Below are 15,817 nucleotides of genomic sequence, written 5' to 3'. Positions count from 1 at the left end.
GGTCACCCCACCGGCCGCGGCAGCACCCGGTCCCCGCCCCAGAGGGCGCGCACCAGTCGCTGGGTGAGTTCGGGGCCGAACATGCGCTCGCCCATGACATTCGCGGGATCGCGTTCGGCGATGTTGCGGCGGATCCGCAGATCCCGGGCCGCGAGGTCGGCGCGCTCGTCGTCGGGTACCGGTTCGGCGGCGTCCACCCATCCCAGCCACTGGTCGACCTTGGCGGTGAGCAGTTCGGCCACGGTGTCGAGATTGGGCCGGGTGGGTGGGAAGGAATAGCAGTAGGCGACCGGTGAGAGGCTGGTGCGGATGAATCCGGTGCGGCTGGTGAACCAGGTGAAGTCGGGGTGGTCCGCCTTGAACGCCAGCCACGGCTCGTCGGCCTCGGCGTAGTAGCGGTCGTAATAGTCGCCGTCGCCCACCAGATCACCACGCGGCACCGCATCCACGTAGAACCAGCCCTGCGGCCACAGCAGCAGCGCCGACGCCAGATGCGGCACCCGTACCTGCGGCCCGAGCCACGCAGTGAGGTGCATGTTCACGAAACCGGTGCGGGGATCGCCGATCCAGGAATGCACCAGCCAGTCGATCTCGGGTCCGGTGTAGGCGGCGAGGCGGCCGGAGGGTCCGGTCGCCGCGTCTCCGTAGGAGTCGAGGTCGGCGGTACTGGGGTCGCGGGTCAGCTCGAACCGACCGGCGATCCTGGCCTGCAGTCCGGCCAGCAGCCGCTGCCATTCCGAAAATGTCTCGGTGACATCGGTTCTGGGGTTCTCGTCGACCATCTGCTCGACATGTCGCACGGTTTCACTCATGGCAGCTCCGGTTCGGTTGTCGCGGTGGCAGGTTCGCGCAGGAGGGCGGACACGGCGGCGGCGGGACGTCCCGCGACCAGATCGGTGCCCCGGGATACGGCTCGGTTCACGGCTTGGGCCGGTCGGACGTCGGCCTGCACCCGGTTCGCGCCGGGCGGGGCGGAGGTCACCTCCGGGGCGCTGATCACCCCGGTGAACGGCCCGCTCCAGGCCGTCCACAAGGTGAAATCCGGGCTCAGCGCGTAGATCGAACCGGCCAGCGCCCCGGTCGAATCCACGGCGGCGGCGACGATGTTGAGCCGATTCTCGGCCGCTCGTTCCGGCAGGCCGAGCCGCGGTTCCCAGGGTTCACCGAGAGCGTGCGGCACTGCCACCACATCGGCGTCCCCGACCGCGGCCAGGCGGAAGGTTTCGGGGAACAGCGCGTCGTCGCCGACCACGAGAGCCAGTCGGCCCCAGGGCATGTCGAAGATTTCGAGGGCATCGCCCAGATCCGACAGCCACGGGTGGCGTTCGGTGCGGTGCAACTGGCGCTGATATCCGGCCACGCCCTCGGCGTTCACCAGCACTCCGACATGCGCGTCACCGTCGCGCAGGGATACCACGACATGCGCCGTCGTCCCCCGCAGCGCCGCCGCCACCTCCGGAACAGACACCGTCGCTGATGTGCGCTCGGCCGACGCCGTGCCGGTCAGCGCCGGCAGCACGATCAATGCGGCGCCGCTGCGGGCGATATCGCCGATGAGGCCGACATCGGCGAGTGCCGCGGCCACGGGGAGGGTCGGCGCACCGGCAGGGGCGCGCCGGGGTGAGATGTCGAGCATCGGGGCGTAGAGGCGGGGGCGGCGAGCGGCGAGCAGATCGGTTCCGTCGGGGCGCCGTTTGTCGTCGGCGAGACCGATATCGATATCCGCCACGACCACCGCCTCACCGCGTGCCGGTGCGCGCGCCACCGTCGTCCCGTCCGGTGCGACGATCTGGCTCTCGCCGGCACCGTGCAACCGATCCGGCGGGACCCCCAGCCGGGCCGCGATCGAGGGCAGCTCCTCGTCGGGTAGCAGCGGGCCGACCTTGTTGGCCGCCACCACCCATACCTTGTTCTCCGCCGCGCGCACCGGAATGTGCAGGCTCGCCTCGTCGGTGGCGAAGGAGTTGAGGCTGTTGAGCAGCAGCTGCGCGCCGCGTATCGCCAGCGACCGGGTCACCTCGCAGATGACGCCCTCCATGCAGGCGTACAGGCCGATGCGGCCCAGCGGGGTGTCGACGATCTCGGAATCGGAGTCACCGGGGTCGAGGTGATCGTTCTCCGCGCCCATCAGAATCTGCTTGTCGGACTGCCCGAGCAGGGCGCCGTCGGGGCCGAACAGCAGGCCGGTGCCGGTGGTGCGGCCGTCCTCGCGGGCCAGCGTCACCCCGATCTTGGTGTACATCCGATGCCGTGCGGCGCGTTCGGCGATCGCGGTCAGGAATCGATCTCCGATCCGGCACGCCATTCGGTGCGCGTGGTCGCGGTCGGCGTACCACGATAGGTGGTTACAGAACTCGGGCAGGACCACCAGGTCCGGCGCGTGCGCTGCGGCGTCGTCGATGAGGCGCAGGCAGGTGGCGAGGTTGACCGCGACATCGGTGCCGGCGGCGAGCTGGACGGCGGCGATTCGCGTCATCAGCGCGCACCTCCTTGTCGAACCCGTTTCGTAGAACGAAACGATGTTTCCAATAGTTGCGATTCTGTACCGGCGCCGCGCATCTGTCCAGTGGACGGTCGAGATTTCTGTCGCAATCCTCACCGGATCGCGAAAATCGGCTGTTTCCATGCCGTTACGTGCTTGTTCTCGCTTGACAGCCGTCGTCGCCGACGGTTCAATATGGCAACTGCGAAACCGTGTTTCTTTCTGCGAAACGCGGGCGGAGGTGAGATATGACGACACCACCGGCGGGAGCGGGGCCCGGGTCCGGAGCCACGCGTGCTGAACTGCCCCCCGCGAGCCGGACCGGAACGTGGCTGCTCGCCATCGCCGCGGCGGCGGCCGGGCCTATGACGGGTATCGAGATCGTCTTGCTGAGCAAACCGCTCGGTGGCGTGGTCGGGCTGCCCGGCGCGGTCGTGGGGTATATCGCCCTGACCGCGGGGGTGCTCGGGGGTCTGACGGTGTTGCCGGGCGTGCGGCTCCGGTTCACCGCATCGAGTCGCCGCACCGGCGCGCTCGCCGTCCTCGGTGGCGTGGGAATACTTGTCGCAGCGCTGTTTTCGTCGATGCCCGCCTTCCTGTGTGGCGTGGTCGTGGCCGGTGTGGCGGCGGGACCGCTGCTCGTCACTGCTCGGGCCGTCGCCGGTGTCCGAGTCTGCTACGCAGCGGAGACGGTCGCGTTGCTCGCGGGTGCCGTGCTGGCCGGCGCGTGCGGCCGGCAACCGGGCGAGGCGCTGTTCGTGGCCGGGAGTGTGGTGATCGCGGCCGGATTGTCGGTGTCGGTGCGGAACGCATCTTTCGGCGGTGTCGCGGGCGGCCTGCGCGTGTCCGGTACCGCGCTGCGCGGCGGGATGGGATATGCGGCAGTCGGATTCGCCCTGGGGGCGACGGTGCTGCCGGCCCTGCACCTGCTGCTGTTTCGCTGGGAGGTGCTCGACGCCGATCAGCCTGCGCGCCTAGCCCTCGCGATGGTGCCGGCGGTGCTCGTGGTCGCCGCGCGCGGATACCGGCTGCGTGCGGTGCCGCCGCTGCTGATTCTCGCCGCCGGCGGCCCGGTGCTGGTGGCGACCGCGCCCGGCGCATGGCAGTCGATGATCGGTGTGGCGGTCACCGTCACGGCAGCGATCCGTTGCCTCTCCGTGCTGGACCACGAACTGCGACAGCGACTTCCGGGTAGCCAACAGTGGTGGAGCGCAGTGACCGGACTCGTCGTCGGGGTCGGTGGGATCTGCGGCCTCGGCGGCGCCGTCGCCTGCGGGCGGCTGTGGGGGACCGGCTCCGCGCTCACCCTGGCCGGCGTGCCGGTGTTGCTGGCCGCGCTGGTGATCGCGCGGACGTCGGCGCCCGGCGGCGGCCGAACCCAGACCGTCGACCGCCGCGCCGATGCAGACGACCGTCCCACCGCCCCTCAGCCCAGCGAGATCGCCGTCGAAGGAGGCGCCCGATGAAACGCGCACTACTACGGGGCGGACTGGGCCTCGCGTTCGCGGCCGCCATCGCGGCACCCGCCGCGGCCGATACGCCCGCCACTCTGCACATCGACGCCGCGACGGACCTGCGGGAGGGGCAGCGAGTCACGGTGGACGGCAGCGGTTTCCAGCCAGGCCTGGCGGCGGTTGCCGTGGGGCTGTGTAAACAGGGCTATACCAACGGGCTGAACGATTGCGATCTCGCCGGCGGCGCCACCTTCGTCAATATCGCCTCCGACGGAACCTTTCCGACGCTCGTGCTCACTCTGCATCCGAAGTTCGAGAACATCGACTGCCTGCGGCAGCAGTGCGTGATCGCGGCCGCGCCGCTGCCCGGTACCGAACCCGCCGGAGTCATCGCCGCCAATTCCGCCGTGACTCCCGTTGTTTTCGCGGGCTCGAGCCTTCCCCCGCCCGCGGCCGTGCCGGTGGCCGGCACGGTGGCGGCGGGCTCCACCGATACGCGCGGCCCGTCCGCGGTGCTGTGGTCGCTGACCGCGGCACTGCTGGTCGTCGTCGCCGCAATCGCCCTCGCCGACCGGCGGCGGCTCTAGGAAATCCAGGAGGAGCACATGTTTCGAACCAGAAACCTGGTGAGCGCGGTATTCGCGGGACTCACCGCTGTCGCGATGTTCGGTGGGGCGCCCGCCCAGGCGGCCACGGTCGCGGTGAGCCAGTCCGGTGGTGTCGCGGTCGGGCAGAGCGTCAGCGTCTCGGTGAGCGGGCTGGCACCCGATCTGGCCTCGGTCGCGGTCGGGCAGTGCACGACGAACATCTCCGGGCCCTCGGACTGCAATCTCGCCGGCTCGCTGCTGGGCACCGCCGACGCGCAGGGTAATTGGGACGCCGGCAGTATCACCCTGGTCGGCTCCGTCGGTGGCGTGGACTGCACGGCGCAGGCGGGCGCGTGCACGATCGCGGTCACCAGCCTGACCGACCCGACCAATATCCTCGCCTCGATTCCCCTCAGCTTCGGATGAGGTCGACACCATGAGACGCAGCATCTTTCGCAGCGCCGCCGGCGCGGCGGTGACGGCCGTCGCGCTGCTGGTGACGGCCCCGCTCGCCGCGGCCGCACCCACCCTGCATCCCACGCCCACCGGCGATGTCACCGTCGGTGAGGTCGTCACCGTCGCCGTGGACGGACTGCCATCCAACCTGGCCCAGGTGGCGGTCGGCCAGTGTAAACCGCAGGTGGTCGCGCCCACCGACTGCAATCTCGGCGCCTCCCTGCTCGGCTCCGCCGACGCGCAGGGGGCCTGGCAGCCCGGAATGCGCGGCAACACCATCACGCTGACCGCGTCGGTCGGTGCGGTGGACTGCACCTCGGCGCCCGGCGCCTGCACCCTGGCCGTCACCAGCCTCACCGACCCCGGCAATATCCTCGCCTCGGTGCCGCTGACGTTCACCCACGCCCCGGCGGTCGCCACGACGGCACCGAAAGCTGCTGCGGCGGACAGTGATTCATCCGACTCGCACACGACGGCGATCGTCGTCGCGATCGTGGTGGTCGTGGTCGTCGTGCTCGCGGTGGCCGGATTGCTGGTGCGGCGACGACGTCGAACCTGACCTCAGCGTGTTCGTCCCTGTGCGGATATCCGTACAGGGACGAATGCGTGTGCCGATCAGGGCGGGTAGGCGCGAGCGGACAGCCCCGCACCGCCGGCGCGGAACGCTGCGGGCAGGTGGGTGACGGTGGTCTGCACGTATTCGCGCAGTCCCTCATCGCCGTATTCCCGGCCGTATCCGCTGCGTTTGGTCCCGCCGAACGGGGCACGCAGTGACATTCCGGTGCGGTTGTGGGTGTTGACGAAGGTGAAGCCGGCTTCCAGTCGCGCGGCGAAGTCGAAGGCGCGCTCCTCGTCGGCCGACCACACCGACGCCGCGAGCCCGAGCGCGGAATCGTTGGCGCGAGCCCGGACTTCGTCCTGCGTGCGGTAGGTGAGCAGCGGTACCGCGGGCCCGAACTGTTCGGTGACCACGAGCGGCGCATCGTCGGGCAGATCCAGGACGAGCACGGGGGCGACGAAATAGCCCTCTCCCACCGGGCCTTTCGCCAGCGGGACCACGCGTCCACGGCTGCCCGCCTCCGCGATCAGTGCTCGAAGTCGTTCCGCGGCGGCGCGCGTCACCATCGGGCCCATGGTGACATCCTCGTCGACCGGATCGCCGACCCGCAGAATCCGCTGGGCCGCAGCGGTATACGCCGCCAGGAACTCCGCCGCGCGGTGTTCGGGCACATAGAGCCGTTTGGCGGCCATGCATACCTGTCCGGAGGTGGCGAACGACGCCAGCACCAGCCGCTCGTAATCGTCCGGAGAGAGCGCGAAATCATCGAGGAAGACCGCCGGATCGTTGCCGCCGAGTTCGAGCACCACCGGCGTCAGCGCTTCCCCCGCCGCGGCGGCGATGCTGCGCCCGGCGCTCTCGCCGCCGGTGAAGGCGACCTTCCCGACCGCGGGATGGGCGATCAGCGTCCGCACCACCTCCGGCCCGCCGTGCACCACGGTGGTCTCCGGCAGCGCCTCGGCGACCGCCGACACCGCCAGCGGCGCCAGCGGTGAGGGCTTGAGCACCACCGTATTTCCGGCGGCCAAGGCGGGACCGAGCTTCACCATCGCCAGAATGATGGGAGCGTTCCACGGTGTGATCGCGGCGATCACACCGAACGGGCGCGGCGTGATCCGCAACCGCCCTTGCGCGTCGTCGATCTCGGTGTCGGCGAAGACCACCGGGGCCCGATCGCAGAGCCAGCGCAGATAGGTGACGGCGAAACCGATTTCGCCCCGGCAGTCGGCGATGGGCTTGCCGGACTCCCGGGCGAGCAGCAGCGCCAGCGCCTCCCGGTCCGCCGCGATGCGGTCGGCGGCGGTGCGGAGTCGGGCCAGCCGTTCGTCCAACGGCCGCCGCGACCAGTCACGGAAACTCCGTTCCGCTTGCCGCACAAGCGCATCCACCTGCTCCGGTGCGGTGACCCGGACGGAACCGACGATCTCGGCGGGACGGGCCGGATTCTCGCGCTCGATCCTCACGCCGTCGGCTCCAGGCTGTCCATCAGGCAGGCGCGGCGCAGATAGGCGCGGGCCGCTGCCGGATCGGCCGCCAATTCCCGCAGACCACGGCGGTATTCGGCATCATGAGTGCGCAAGCTCGTCCAGTTGGACCGGCTCGTGCGCTGCACATGGTCGACCGCCACCCTCCGGCGCTGCCGGACCGCCTGCTCCAGCACCTCGTCGGGAGCGCCCGCCAGCACGTCGGCGAGAGCGGACCCCATCCGCACCGCGTCGTGAATGCCGCTGTTCATCCCCAGCCCACCGAGCGGATTGTTCACGTGCGCGGCATCGCCCATCAACAACACCCGGCCATAGCGGAACCGTGGCGCGACCCGCTCGTGCACGTGATACAGCGAGGCATGCGCGATCCGCCACGACCGGCCGAGGTCGGCTACCCGCGCCAAACGTTCGGGCAGACGGCGCAATTCGAGATCGTCGGCGGTATCCGCGGGCGTCGGCAGCAGCACCCGCCAGTGGTCGGGGGTGCGCAGCAGCACCAGCCACTCGTCGGGGTCGAACACGTAGTTGATCGGGGCGATACCCGGCAGCGCCGCGTCGAGCTGTTCGTCGACCGAGGCGACCAGGAACCGCTCCGGATAGGTGCTGCCCTCGAACTGCGCGCCGACCCCACCCCGGACCGCCGAATGTGCCCCGTCCGCGCCGATCAGCCAGTCACATCGCACCGGCCCGCGCGAGGTGGACACCCGCACGCCGTGGGATCCCGTCTCGACGCCGTCGACGGTATGGCCGAACCGCACGCGCACCGAATCGGGTAGCGCGTCGAGCAGTATCGGGGTGAGTTTGCTCTGCTCACACTGCACCCGGTACGGGAAATCGGTATCACCGGCCAGTACGCCGAGATCGAGGGTGGCCACCGGGTCGCCGCCACGCTCGCGGCACTGAAAGGTGCTCGCTACCAGTCCTTTTCCCAGCAGGGTGTCGACGACGCCGAGATCGCGCAGCATTTCCAGCGTGGGCGGATGGAAGGTCGACGCGCGCGATTCACCCGCCAGTCCCGCACCCTGCTCGAGGACGGTGACCTCGACACCGCGCCGCGCCAGCACCAAGGCGGCGGTGAGCCCCACGGGCCCGGCCCCGGCGATCGCCACCGTGGTCATGACGTGTGCAGGGCGAAGCGCCCCTCGACGCCGACGACCCGTGCGCCGGTGAAGAACTGCAAGGTCTCGGCCGTCCCCTCTTCGCCGAGTCCCGAGATGCCCCAGGCGGGACGCGGGGTCATCGGATGCAGGCTCATGATCGAGGAGCCGTTCACCTTCACCTCACCGGCTCGGATCCGGCGCGCGACCGCGAGCGCGAATTCGGTGTCCGTTCCGCATACATAGCCTTCCAGGCCGTAGGGCACGGCGTTCGCGATGTTCACCACGTCCTCGACGCGGTCGTAGGTGACGACCCCGGCGACCGGGCCGAAGATCTCCTCGTGCGAGTCGCCGTCCAGAAGTGCTGGGGCGCAATAACTTCCCGACGGCGGCAGCACCCCGTACACGTGGTGTTCGCTACCGTCCAGCGCGGCGCGGATCGCGGCCACATGCCGTGAGTGCACGAGCGGGCCCAGATCGGTGCCGAGATCCAGTGGTGGACCGATGGACAGCGTCGCGAGCTGCTTACCGATGGCCTCTGTCAATTCCCCGGCGCGGTCCGCGGGCACGATCAGCCGCCCCAGCGCTCGGCACCATTGCCCGTTGAGGGTGGTGAGCAGTTCGGCGGCCATCCGCGCCGCGGTCTCGGTGTCGGCGTCGGGAAGGACGACCAGGGGATTGTTCCCGCCCAATTCCAGCTGGCACGGCCGCAACAGCGGCGCCGACGCGCCCGCCACAGCGCGCCCGCCCGCCACGCCACCGGTGAACGACACCGCCTTGATCCGGGCATCGGCGGTGAGCCGGGCGCCGGTGCCCGCATCGCCGTGCACCAGCTGGAACATGCCGGCCGGCACCCGTTCGGCGATCGCCTCGGCCAGTATCACCGCACTGTAGGGCGCCAATTCGCTCACCTTCAGGATCACCGGGCAGCCGGCGGCGAGGGCGCCCGCGACCTTGTGCGCGGCCATCGGCGCGGGTGCGTTCCACGGCACCAGGCACAGCGCCGGACCCAGCGGCAGTCGATGCACCTCGACGCCGTCGCGATCCGCGCGCAGTGCGCCGCCCCGAATCTGCGCGGCGGCCAGGCGGAACGAACCGGCGACGATCGCCCCGAGCGGCCGGGTCTGCCGCAGCGGCACCCCGGTCGCGAAGGCGTCCAGTTCGGCGATGCGTTCCAGACGTGGTTCGAGGTCGTCCGCGATCGCCTCGAGGGTTTCGGGCTCGATGCGTCCGGTGGCGTTGTCGGCCACCGCGAGTGCGCGCTCGAGCCGGTCGGCGGTGGTGGCGACGGTACGGCTCACAACCTGCCCGGTGGCCGGATCTTCCAGCGTCCCCGCGAGTTCCTTGCCGGGCATACTCCAGGTGTCGTCGATCAGATCGCGAATCGCGGGCAGGCGCACCGTCATTTCGCGGCCTCCGCCGGCGCGGTGGCGAACAGGTCGTTGGCGCGCGCGTCGGTGACGATGCGGGCCACCTCGAGGAGTCCGCGTTCGGCCGGGAAGGTCATGACCAGCCCCATGGCCAGATCGCGCAGTGCGCGGCCGGCGATACCGTCCATCGACGCCGCCGATGTCCCGCCCGCCTTCAGCGCGCCCAGTGCTACCTGGAAACAAGCCTCGGTGACCGCGCCCTTACCCAGGCGCCACTGCGCGAACACCTCCTGCTTCGGCTTGAACGGCACCTCCGCGGTCTCCACCGCGAGCTGATAGCGCAACCACAGGTACGCGGTCTCCAGCTGGCGGGTCATCTCACCGAACAACACCTGATGCACCGGTGAGGACGCGATCGGCTCGCCGGTATCGGCGAAAGTCTTCGTCGTTGTCGCCGTGAGGATTTCGTCATACACCCGCTGTGCGCATCCGGTGTAGACCGCGGCGATGGCGAGCTGATTGCCGACGAAACTGCCGCGGCTCATGGTCAGCATCTTGGTGAAGGCCCCCGGAACAGCGAGCGCTTCGTCGTCGGGGATGAACACGGTGTCGAGCCGGATGCCGTTGTTGGCGGTCGCGCGCATTCCCAGACCGTCCCACGGCGCCCGCACACTCACCCCATCGGCGGCGCGTGGCACGAAGAAGGTGGCCAGACCCTCCGCGGTGTCGTAACCCTCCAGTTTCGCGGAGGTCAGATAGTAATCGGCGACGCCGGTCGCGCAGCCGAAAGACTTCTCCCCGTGGAGAACCCATCCGCCGTCGACCTTGGTCGCGGTCGTCGCGATGGTGATGTTGGCGGACGAGGTCTTCACCGATTCGGAGGCGAAATTGGCCAGCCACACCCCGTCCGCCATCCGGGTGAGCACCTTCTCGGCGAAGGCGCGCACCACCGGAATCTCCGCCTCGTCGAACAATCCGGCGTCGATCGCCTCCAACGGCAGCAGCCCGCGCGAGGCGCTGGTGTTGTGGAAGAAGTAGGCCAGTGCCGTGGACGGGCAGGCGGTGCCCATGGCGTAGGTGGCGGCGGCGAGATCGCGCAATGTGCCGCCGAGGCCGCCGAATTTCTCCGGAACCACCAGCCCCAGCAATCCGGCGTCGCGGAGCAGCGCGATATGCGAGACCGGGAAGGTGGCGGTGCGGTCGGCCTCCTCGGCCGCCGCACGCAGTGCCGGTAGCACCGATTCGACGCGACGGGCGCGTTCGCGCTCCGCGGCGGTCATCTGTTCGACGAGTCGTTCTCCGATCATCGGGCAATCCCCTCGTGGTAGCAGCGGTCGTGGTAAATGAGCGGTGCGGCCGGGCGCGGCGTGGCCGCATCGTGGACCAGGCCCAGGATGATGGTGTGGTCGCCGGCCGGATAGCATGCCGCGACAACGCAATCCACCCACGCGACCGCATCGGCGAGCACGGCCGCACCGGTGGTCGCGGTCTGCCAGCGTCCGGTCGCGAAGCGGTCACCGGACGCCGGGGCGGAGAATCGGCGGCCGATCTCCTCGTGATCGCTGCCGAGCATGTTGACCGCGAAAACGCCGCTGTCGTGGATCATCCGGCAGGTGGTGCCCTGCGAGGCCACACAGATCGAGACGAGCGGCGGATCGAGCGCCACACTGGTGAAGGAACTGGCGGTCATGCCGTGTCGTCCACCGCCGGCGGCGGGGGTGGTGATCACCACGACCCCGCTCGCCCACTGTGCCAGCACCGTACGGAGATACTGCGAATCCATCTCTACTCCGTTTCGGTAGTGGAAACGCTGTAACGCACAAGGTAACGCCATGGACCTGGTCGCGCAAGGGGAACGAATGGGGATGGTGTTTCCCATGGGGAAATCCGCCGCCTAGACTGGCCGGGTGACCGTTACCGAATCCGACAGTCAGAGCCGGTCCATCGCCGCGGTCGAACGCGCTATGGACGTGCTGCTGCTCTTCGGCCGCAGCGGCCGGCCCGATCTCGGCGTCACCGAGATCGCCAACGAACTCGGCATCACCAAGGCCGCTGTCCACCGCATTCTCACCGCGCTGCGCAGCCGCGACCTGATCACGCTGGAGCCGACCACCCGCCGCTACGCGCTCGGGCATGCCGCGATGGCGCTGGGGCGGGCGTATCTGGCGCGCACCGATCTGCGGGTGATGGCCGGTCCGGAGTTGCGGCGGCTGGCGACGCTGACGGGGGAGACCGCGACCCTGTCCATTCGGCGTGGCGACACGCGCATGTACGTGGACCAGGTGGTGCCGGATCAGGAATTGCGGATGGAAGTGGCGCTGGGACAGCCGTATCCGTTGCATGCCGGCAGCTCCTCGAAGGTGATTCTGGCGCATCTGCGCAAGCAGGAGATCGACGACTATCTCGAACGGCACGAGTTGACCGCGCTCACCGACGCCACGGTGACTTCGCAGCGCAAACTGCGCGCCGAGCTGACCGCGATCCGCAAACGCGGCTACGCGGTATCGCTGGGGGAGCGGCAGGTCGGCGCGGCATCGATCGCCGCGCCGATTCTCGACCACGACGGCGGGGTAGTGGCGGCCATCAGTGTGTGCGGGCCACTGTCGCGCTTCGAGCCGCGCATGGACGAGTGCGTGCCGATGCTGCTCAAGGCATCCGGGGCGCTCTCGACCCAATTGGGCTATTCGGGTTAGAGATTCGCGCCCGGTTTGAACACCCCGAGCGCCGCGGCCCCCAGGACACTGCCCCAGATCACCCAGACATACGGCAGGCAGCCGTTCACGCTACGGCGCAGCACCGACTCGAGGCCCGGGCTCGAACCCTCGGACTGGAGCCGGCCGAAGGCGGGACCGAAGGGGCGCAACGTCATTCGGATTCCGAGGCCCGCGGCCACGGCGGCGGTGTACAGCAGGATCTTCCCGCCCAGCCATCGGGGATCGGTGGTGACGCCGAACGGATCCGCGGCGGCCAGGGTGTAGACCCCGGCGACGGCCGCCGCGGCGATCACCGCGATCCGGATGGTCAGATCGGCGCGATGGACGACGACGATCCGGCCGTGAGTGCGGTGGGCGGTGATCGCCAGCGCCAGCCATCCTGCCGCGAACAACCAGACCAGCACCACGAACCACCACGGAAACAGGGCGATTCCGAACAGGGTGGCCCCGTGTGGATCCAGCGCCATGAGGGTGATGCCGCTCGGCAGGAACAGGATCAGGCAGATCTTCGGCCCCAGATCGAGACCGCTCATGATGGCGAGGGCGGTGGCGCGGGCCGGTGGGGTGCGTTCGGGATCGATGACGAAGCGGCTGGAGTAGAAGACGCCGAGATCACCGCCCAGCCAGAAGACGAACAACACCAGATGCAGCAGGATCCACCAGCCGTGCGGATGCGGGCCCATAGCGTTCCTCACGATCGAGTCGAAAAGTGATGTGACAGTGCATGTTCAGCGCGCGTCGAGTACCGACAGGGCGCCGGCGAGGTCGACGACGTCGGCGTACTTGGCATCCAGATCGAGCAGGTTGGCCTCGTGCAGGCGCGGATCGCGATCACCGCAGGCATCGGCGACCACCAGCGGACGGAAGCCGTGCTGCAGCGCATCGGTGGCGGTGGCGCGCACACAGCCGCTGGTGGTCAGGCCGGTGATCACGACGGTGTCCACGCGCTGCGCGGTGAGGGTCGCAGCCAGCGAGGTGCCGTGGAAGGCACTCGCATACTGTTTGGTGACGACCACCTCACCGGGTTCCGGTGCCGGGGTCTCGAGGAATGCGCCGAGTGGATTACCTTCCTCGAAGGCGTCGAGCGCCGGCACTTTCCGGCGGAACAGGCCGCCGTCCGCGCTGCCGGGGCGATAGTGCACGCGGGTGAAGATGACGGGGTGTGCGGCGGCGCGAGCGTGCGTGACCACCCGGTCCGCGGCCGCCACGGCCGCTTCCACCGGTGCGCGCAGCGGTGAGCCGTCGGTCAGGTACGCCGCGCAGATGTCGACGACCAGCACGGCGGGCCGCTCGCCCGCGCCGAGGCGGGCGGCGAATCCGTGCCGGCGATAGTCCTCGGCGAGGTCGGACATGGGACAACCCTTCAGACGATGCCGTTTTCGGCCAGCCGGCTCAGTTCGTCCGGGCCGATGCCGAGCAGCCGCTCGTATACCTCGGCAGTGTGCTCACCCAGTTCGGGCCCGGTATGGCGCACGCTGCCCGGAGTTTCGCTCAGTTTCGGAAAGACGTTCTGCATGGGAATCTCGCCGAGCTCGGGATGAGCCAGGCGCACGATCGCCTCGCGGGCGGCGAAATGTGGATCGGCGAACATGTCGCGGGCGGTGTAGATGCGTCCGGCGGGCACACCGGCGGCGTGCAGGCGGTCCAGAAGGTCGTTCGTCGGCAGTGTGCGGGTCCACTCGCCGATGATGTCGTCGAGCTCGGCCATGTTCTCCCCGCGCGTCGAATGCGTGGCGAACCGTTCTGTCGGCGCGAGCTCGGGGCGGCCCATGACCTTCACCAGCCGCCCGAACACCGTGTCCTGATTGGCCGCGATGAGGACGAGATCACCGCCGGCGGCGGGATACACATTGCTCGGAGCCACATTGGGCAGCACCGCACCGGTGCGTTCGCGTTGGTACTGCGTGATATCCCATTCGGGCAGCAGCGATTCCATCATCGCCAGCACCGCCTCGTAGATCGCGGAATCCACCAGCTGACCGCGTCCGGTGCGCTCCCGGTGGTGCAGTGCGGCCAGCGTGCCGATGGTCGCGAAGACCGCGGCCAGGGAATCGCCGAGGGAGATACCGGTTCTGGCGGGCGGATGACCGGGATCGCCGGTGGTGTAACGGATTCCGCCCATCGCCTCGCCGATGGAACCGTATCCGGCGCGCGGTGCGTAGGGGCCGGTCTGTCCGTAGCCGGTGACCCGGGTGAGGATCAGCCCGGGATTGCCGGCGCGCAGGGTCTCGAAGTCCAGGCCCCACCGCTCGAGGGTGCCGGGGCGGAAATTCTCGACGACGATATCGGCCTGCGCGATGAGATCGCGGGCCAGCTTCTGTCCCTGCGCCGTGCGCAGATCGCAGGTCACCGACTTCTTGTTGCGTGCCACCACCGGCCACCACAGCGATCGGCCGTAGGGCTTCTCCCGGCCCCACTCCCGCATCGGATCGCCGCGGCCCGGAGATTCGAGTTTGATCACCTCGGCCCCGAAATCGCCCAGTAGCTGACCACAGAACGGGCCCGCCAGCAACTGTCCCATTTCGATGACCCGCAGGTCGGCCAGCGGACCCGCCGCGGCGTGATGGTCTGGCATCGGGCCAACTCCGTTCTGTCGCAGCGCCGCGGGCGGAATCCGGCCGCGCGGTCCCGTGAGAATGGATACAATGTATCCCGTAGCGAAACACTCGGCAAGATCGGGAAACGGAGGAGCCGTGGAGATCACGCTGGTCGACGTCGCGCCGCGGGACGGATTGCAGAACGAGCCGGAGCCGATCGCGACGGCTGACAAGATCGAGCTCGTTCGCCGATCGGTCGATGCCGGACTGCGCCGGATCGAGGCGGTGAGTTTCGTGCATCCCGACCGGGTGCCCCGCATGGCCGACGCCGAAGCGGTGCTGGCCGGTGTACCGCGCGACGACGAAACCTCCTATGCCGGGCTGATTTTCAACGACCGTGGACTCGACCGTGCCCTCGCCGCAGGCGTCGACGAGATCAATGTGGTGGTGGTCGCGACCGATACCTTCAGCCGTCGCAACCAGGGCTGCGACACGGAGGATGGCATTGCCCGCTGGGCGCGGTTGGCGGCCCGCGCCGCCGAGGCCGGACTGTGGCGCACCGTCACCATCGCGGCCGCCTTCGGCTGTCCGTTCGAAGGGGAGGTGCCGGAGTCACGCGTGCTCGACCTCGTCTCCCGAGTCGCCGAATCCCGCCCCGACGAAATCGCGCTGGCCGACACCATCGGCGTCGGCACCCCGGACCGCGTGCGACGCCTGGTCTCCGGCGTGCGCCGCCGGGCGCCCGGGGCCGTGGCTCGCTGCCATTTTCACAACACTCGAAACACCGGCTACGCCAATGCGATAGCGGCGCTCGATGCCGGCGTGCAAGTTCTCGACGCCAGCACCGGCGGTATCGGCGGTTGCCCCTTCGCACCCGCCGCCACCGGCAACATCGCCACCGAGGATCTGCTGTACACCCTCGACCGCATGGGCGTCACCACCGGCGTCCGCATCGAGACGGTCATCGAGACGGCGAACTGGCTCGGCGGGGTCTTGGGCGCGCCGGTGCCCGCCCTGCTCGGCCGAGCCGGAGTCTTCCCCGGCGCACCCGCGGCGTCCTGAGCGGAGTGCTCGAGA

16 protein-coding genes are annotated in these 15,817 nt (G+C 69.5%); 6 read left to right on the top strand and 10 right to left on the bottom strand.

The features are described from left to right. Window positions 1–2: 2 nt before the first annotated feature. Both NK1_RS24780 and NK1_RS24775 read right to left on the bottom strand, forming a co-directional pair. Complete coding sequence (locus NK1_RS24780; RefSeq protein ID WP_051025599.1) at window positions 3–812, bottom strand: oxidoreductase; 810 nt, start codon at window positions 810–812, stop codon at window positions 3–5. Then, the gene (locus NK1_RS24775) at window positions 809–2,476 is read right to left on the bottom strand and encodes a carbon-nitrogen hydrolase family protein (protein WP_063012415.1); all 1,668 of its coding nucleotides are present in this window, start codon (window positions 2,474–2,476) and stop codon (window positions 809–811) included. Before NK1_RS24775 ends, NK1_RS24780 begins: the two co-directional genes overlap by 4 nt. 254 nt (window positions 2,477–2,730) lie before the next feature. Here NK1_RS24775 and NK1_RS24770 point away from each other — a divergent pair, with 254 nt between their 5' ends. The 4 genes from NK1_RS24770 to NK1_RS24755 are packed head-to-tail and all read left to right on the top strand — an operon-like array spanning window position 2,731 to window position 5,538. Beyond that, window positions 2,731–3,948: a hypothetical protein gene (locus NK1_RS24770; protein ID WP_157104425.1), complete on the top strand. Its 1,218-nt coding sequence runs from the start codon at window positions 2,731–2,733 to the stop codon at window positions 3,946–3,948. Further along, the gene (locus tag NK1_RS24765; protein WP_063012411.1) at window positions 3,945–4,523 is read left to right on the top strand and encodes a neocarzinostatin apoprotein domain-containing protein; all 579 of its coding nucleotides are present in this window, start codon (window positions 3,945–3,947) and stop codon (window positions 4,521–4,523) included. The genes NK1_RS24770 and NK1_RS24765 overlap by 4 nt, the downstream gene beginning before the upstream one ends. An 18-nt stretch (window positions 4,524–4,541) precedes the next feature. Further along, a complete protein-coding gene (locus tag NK1_RS24760; RefSeq protein ID WP_083871526.1) occupies window positions 4,542–4,949 on the top strand; it encodes a neocarzinostatin apoprotein domain-containing protein in 408 nt (135 codons plus the stop codon). Window positions 4,950–4,959: 10 nt separating this feature from the next. Continuing rightward, window positions 4,960–5,538, top strand: a complete 579-nt coding sequence (locus NK1_RS24755; protein ID WP_063012409.1) for a neocarzinostatin apoprotein domain-containing protein — start codon at window positions 4,960–4,962, stop codon at window positions 5,536–5,538. Between the two features lie 56 nt (window positions 5,539–5,594). Here the strand turns inward: NK1_RS24755 and NK1_RS24750 are convergent, their stop codons facing one another. Genes NK1_RS24750 through NK1_RS24730 form a run of 5 tightly spaced genes read right to left on the bottom strand, consistent with a single transcriptional unit; the run spans window position 5,595 to window position 11,272 of the window. Then, window positions 5,595–7,001, bottom strand: coding sequence for an aldehyde dehydrogenase family protein (locus NK1_RS24750; RefSeq protein ID WP_063012407.1), 1,407 nt, complete (start codon window positions 6,999–7,001; stop codon window positions 5,595–5,597). Continuing rightward, window positions 6,998–8,140 (bottom strand): FAD-dependent oxidoreductase, encoded by a 1,143-nt coding sequence (locus NK1_RS24745; RefSeq protein WP_063012405.1) that lies wholly within the window; start codon window positions 8,138–8,140, stop codon window positions 6,998–7,000. Before NK1_RS24745 ends, NK1_RS24750 begins: the two co-directional genes overlap by 4 nt. Next, window positions 8,137–9,525: an aldehyde dehydrogenase family protein gene (locus NK1_RS24740; RefSeq protein ID WP_063012403.1), complete on the bottom strand. Its 1,389-nt coding sequence runs from the start codon at window positions 9,523–9,525 to the stop codon at window positions 8,137–8,139. The genes NK1_RS24745 and NK1_RS24740 overlap by 4 nt, the downstream gene beginning before the upstream one ends. After that, a complete protein-coding gene (locus NK1_RS24735; RefSeq protein ID WP_245660789.1) occupies window positions 9,522–10,796 on the bottom strand; it encodes an acyl-CoA dehydrogenase family protein in 1,275 nt (424 codons plus the stop codon). Before NK1_RS24735 ends, NK1_RS24740 begins: the two co-directional genes overlap by 4 nt. Continuing rightward, window positions 10,793–11,272, bottom strand: coding sequence for a flavin reductase family protein (locus NK1_RS24730; RefSeq protein WP_063012401.1), 480 nt, complete (start codon window positions 11,270–11,272; stop codon window positions 10,793–10,795). The genes NK1_RS24735 and NK1_RS24730 overlap by 4 nt, the downstream gene beginning before the upstream one ends. 124 nt (window positions 11,273–11,396) lie before the next feature. Between NK1_RS24730 and NK1_RS24725 the strand changes: the two genes are divergently transcribed. Next, a complete protein-coding gene (locus tag NK1_RS24725) occupies window positions 11,397–12,182 on the top strand; it encodes an IclR family transcriptional regulator (RefSeq protein ID WP_063012399.1) in 786 nt (261 codons plus the stop codon). Here the strand turns inward: NK1_RS24725 and NK1_RS24720 are convergent. Genes NK1_RS24720 through NK1_RS24710 form a run of 3 tightly spaced genes read right to left on the bottom strand, consistent with a single transcriptional unit; the run spans window position 12,179 to window position 14,778 of the window. Then, window positions 12,179–12,886 carry a hypothetical protein gene (locus NK1_RS24720; protein ID WP_063012397.1) on the bottom strand — a complete coding sequence of 236 codons (708 nt, stop codon included), beginning with the start codon at window positions 12,884–12,886 and terminating at the stop codon, window positions 12,179–12,181. The genes NK1_RS24725 and NK1_RS24720 overlap by 4 nt on opposite strands. Window positions 12,887–12,931: 45 nt before the next feature. Continuing rightward, complete coding sequence (locus NK1_RS24715; RefSeq protein WP_063012395.1) at window positions 12,932–13,555, bottom strand: isochorismatase family protein; 624 nt, start codon at window positions 13,553–13,555, stop codon at window positions 12,932–12,934. A gap of 11 nt (window positions 13,556–13,566) precedes the next feature. Next, window positions 13,567–14,778, bottom strand: a complete 1,212-nt coding sequence (locus tag NK1_RS24710; protein WP_063012393.1) for a CaiB/BaiF CoA transferase family protein — start codon at window positions 14,776–14,778, stop codon at window positions 13,567–13,569. A gap of 70 nt (window positions 14,779–14,848) precedes the next feature. Here NK1_RS24710 and NK1_RS24705 point away from each other — a divergent pair, with 70 nt between their 5' ends. Continuing rightward, the gene (locus tag NK1_RS24705; RefSeq protein ID WP_063012391.1) at window positions 14,849–15,802 is read left to right on the top strand and encodes a hydroxymethylglutaryl-CoA lyase; all 954 of its coding nucleotides are present in this window, start codon (window positions 14,849–14,851) and stop codon (window positions 15,800–15,802) included. The last annotated feature ends 15 nt before the right edge of the window (window positions 15,803–15,817 follow it).

Origin of the sequence: Nocardia kruczakiae NBRC 101016 (genome assembly GCF_001612965.1) — a bacterium.
GTDB lineage: Bacteria > Actinomycetota > Actinomycetes > Mycobacteriales > Mycobacteriaceae > Nocardia > Nocardia kruczakiae.
Note: the sequence above shows the minus strand (reverse complement) of the source record. Positions and strands in the feature narration are given on the sequence as shown.

Excerpts from the sequence above, each read along its gene's own strand:
- NK1_RS24710 (WP_063012393.1), bottom strand. The coding sequence starts at position 14,778 with ATGCCAGACCATCACGCCGCGGCGGGTCCGCTGGCCGACCTGCGGGTC.
- NK1_RS24705 (WP_063012391.1), top strand. The coding sequence starts at position 14,849 with ATGTATCCCGTAGCGAAACACTCGGCAAGATCGGGAAACGGAGGAGCC.
- NK1_RS24740 (WP_063012403.1), bottom strand. The coding sequence starts at position 9,525 with ATGACGGTGCGCCTGCCCGCGATTCGCGATCTGATCGACGACACCTGG.
- NK1_RS24780 (WP_051025599.1), bottom strand. The coding sequence starts at position 812 with ATGAGTGAAACCGTGCGACATGTCGAGCAGATGGTCGACGAGAACCCC.
- NK1_RS24760 (WP_083871526.1), top strand. The coding sequence starts at position 4,542 with ATGTTTCGAACCAGAAACCTGGTGAGCGCGGTATTCGCGGGACTCACC.
- NK1_RS24755 (WP_063012409.1), top strand. The coding sequence starts at position 4,960 with ATGAGACGCAGCATCTTTCGCAGCGCCGCCGGCGCGGCGGTGACGGCC.
- NK1_RS24775 (WP_063012415.1), bottom strand. The coding sequence starts at position 2,476 with ATGACGCGAATCGCCGCCGTCCAGCTCGCCGCCGGCACCGATGTCGCG.
- NK1_RS24770 (WP_157104425.1), top strand. The coding sequence starts at position 2,731 with ATGACGACACCACCGGCGGGAGCGGGGCCCGGGTCCGGAGCCACGCGT.
- NK1_RS24715 (WP_063012395.1), bottom strand. The coding sequence starts at position 13,555 with ATGTCCGACCTCGCCGAGGACTATCGCCGGCACGGATTCGCCGCCCGC.
- NK1_RS24720 (WP_063012397.1), bottom strand. The coding sequence starts at position 12,886 with ATGGGCCCGCATCCGCACGGCTGGTGGATCCTGCTGCATCTGGTGTTG.
- NK1_RS24730 (WP_063012401.1), bottom strand. The coding sequence starts at position 11,272 with ATGGATTCGCAGTATCTCCGTACGGTGCTGGCACAGTGGGCGAGCGGG.
- NK1_RS24735 (WP_245660789.1), bottom strand. The coding sequence starts at position 10,796 with ATGATCGGAGAACGACTCGTCGAACAGATGACCGCCGCGGAGCGCGAA.
- NK1_RS24745 (WP_063012405.1), bottom strand. The coding sequence starts at position 8,140 with ATGACCACGGTGGCGATCGCCGGGGCCGGGCCCGTGGGGCTCACCGCC.
- NK1_RS24765 (WP_063012411.1), top strand. The coding sequence starts at position 3,945 with ATGAAACGCGCACTACTACGGGGCGGACTGGGCCTCGCGTTCGCGGCC.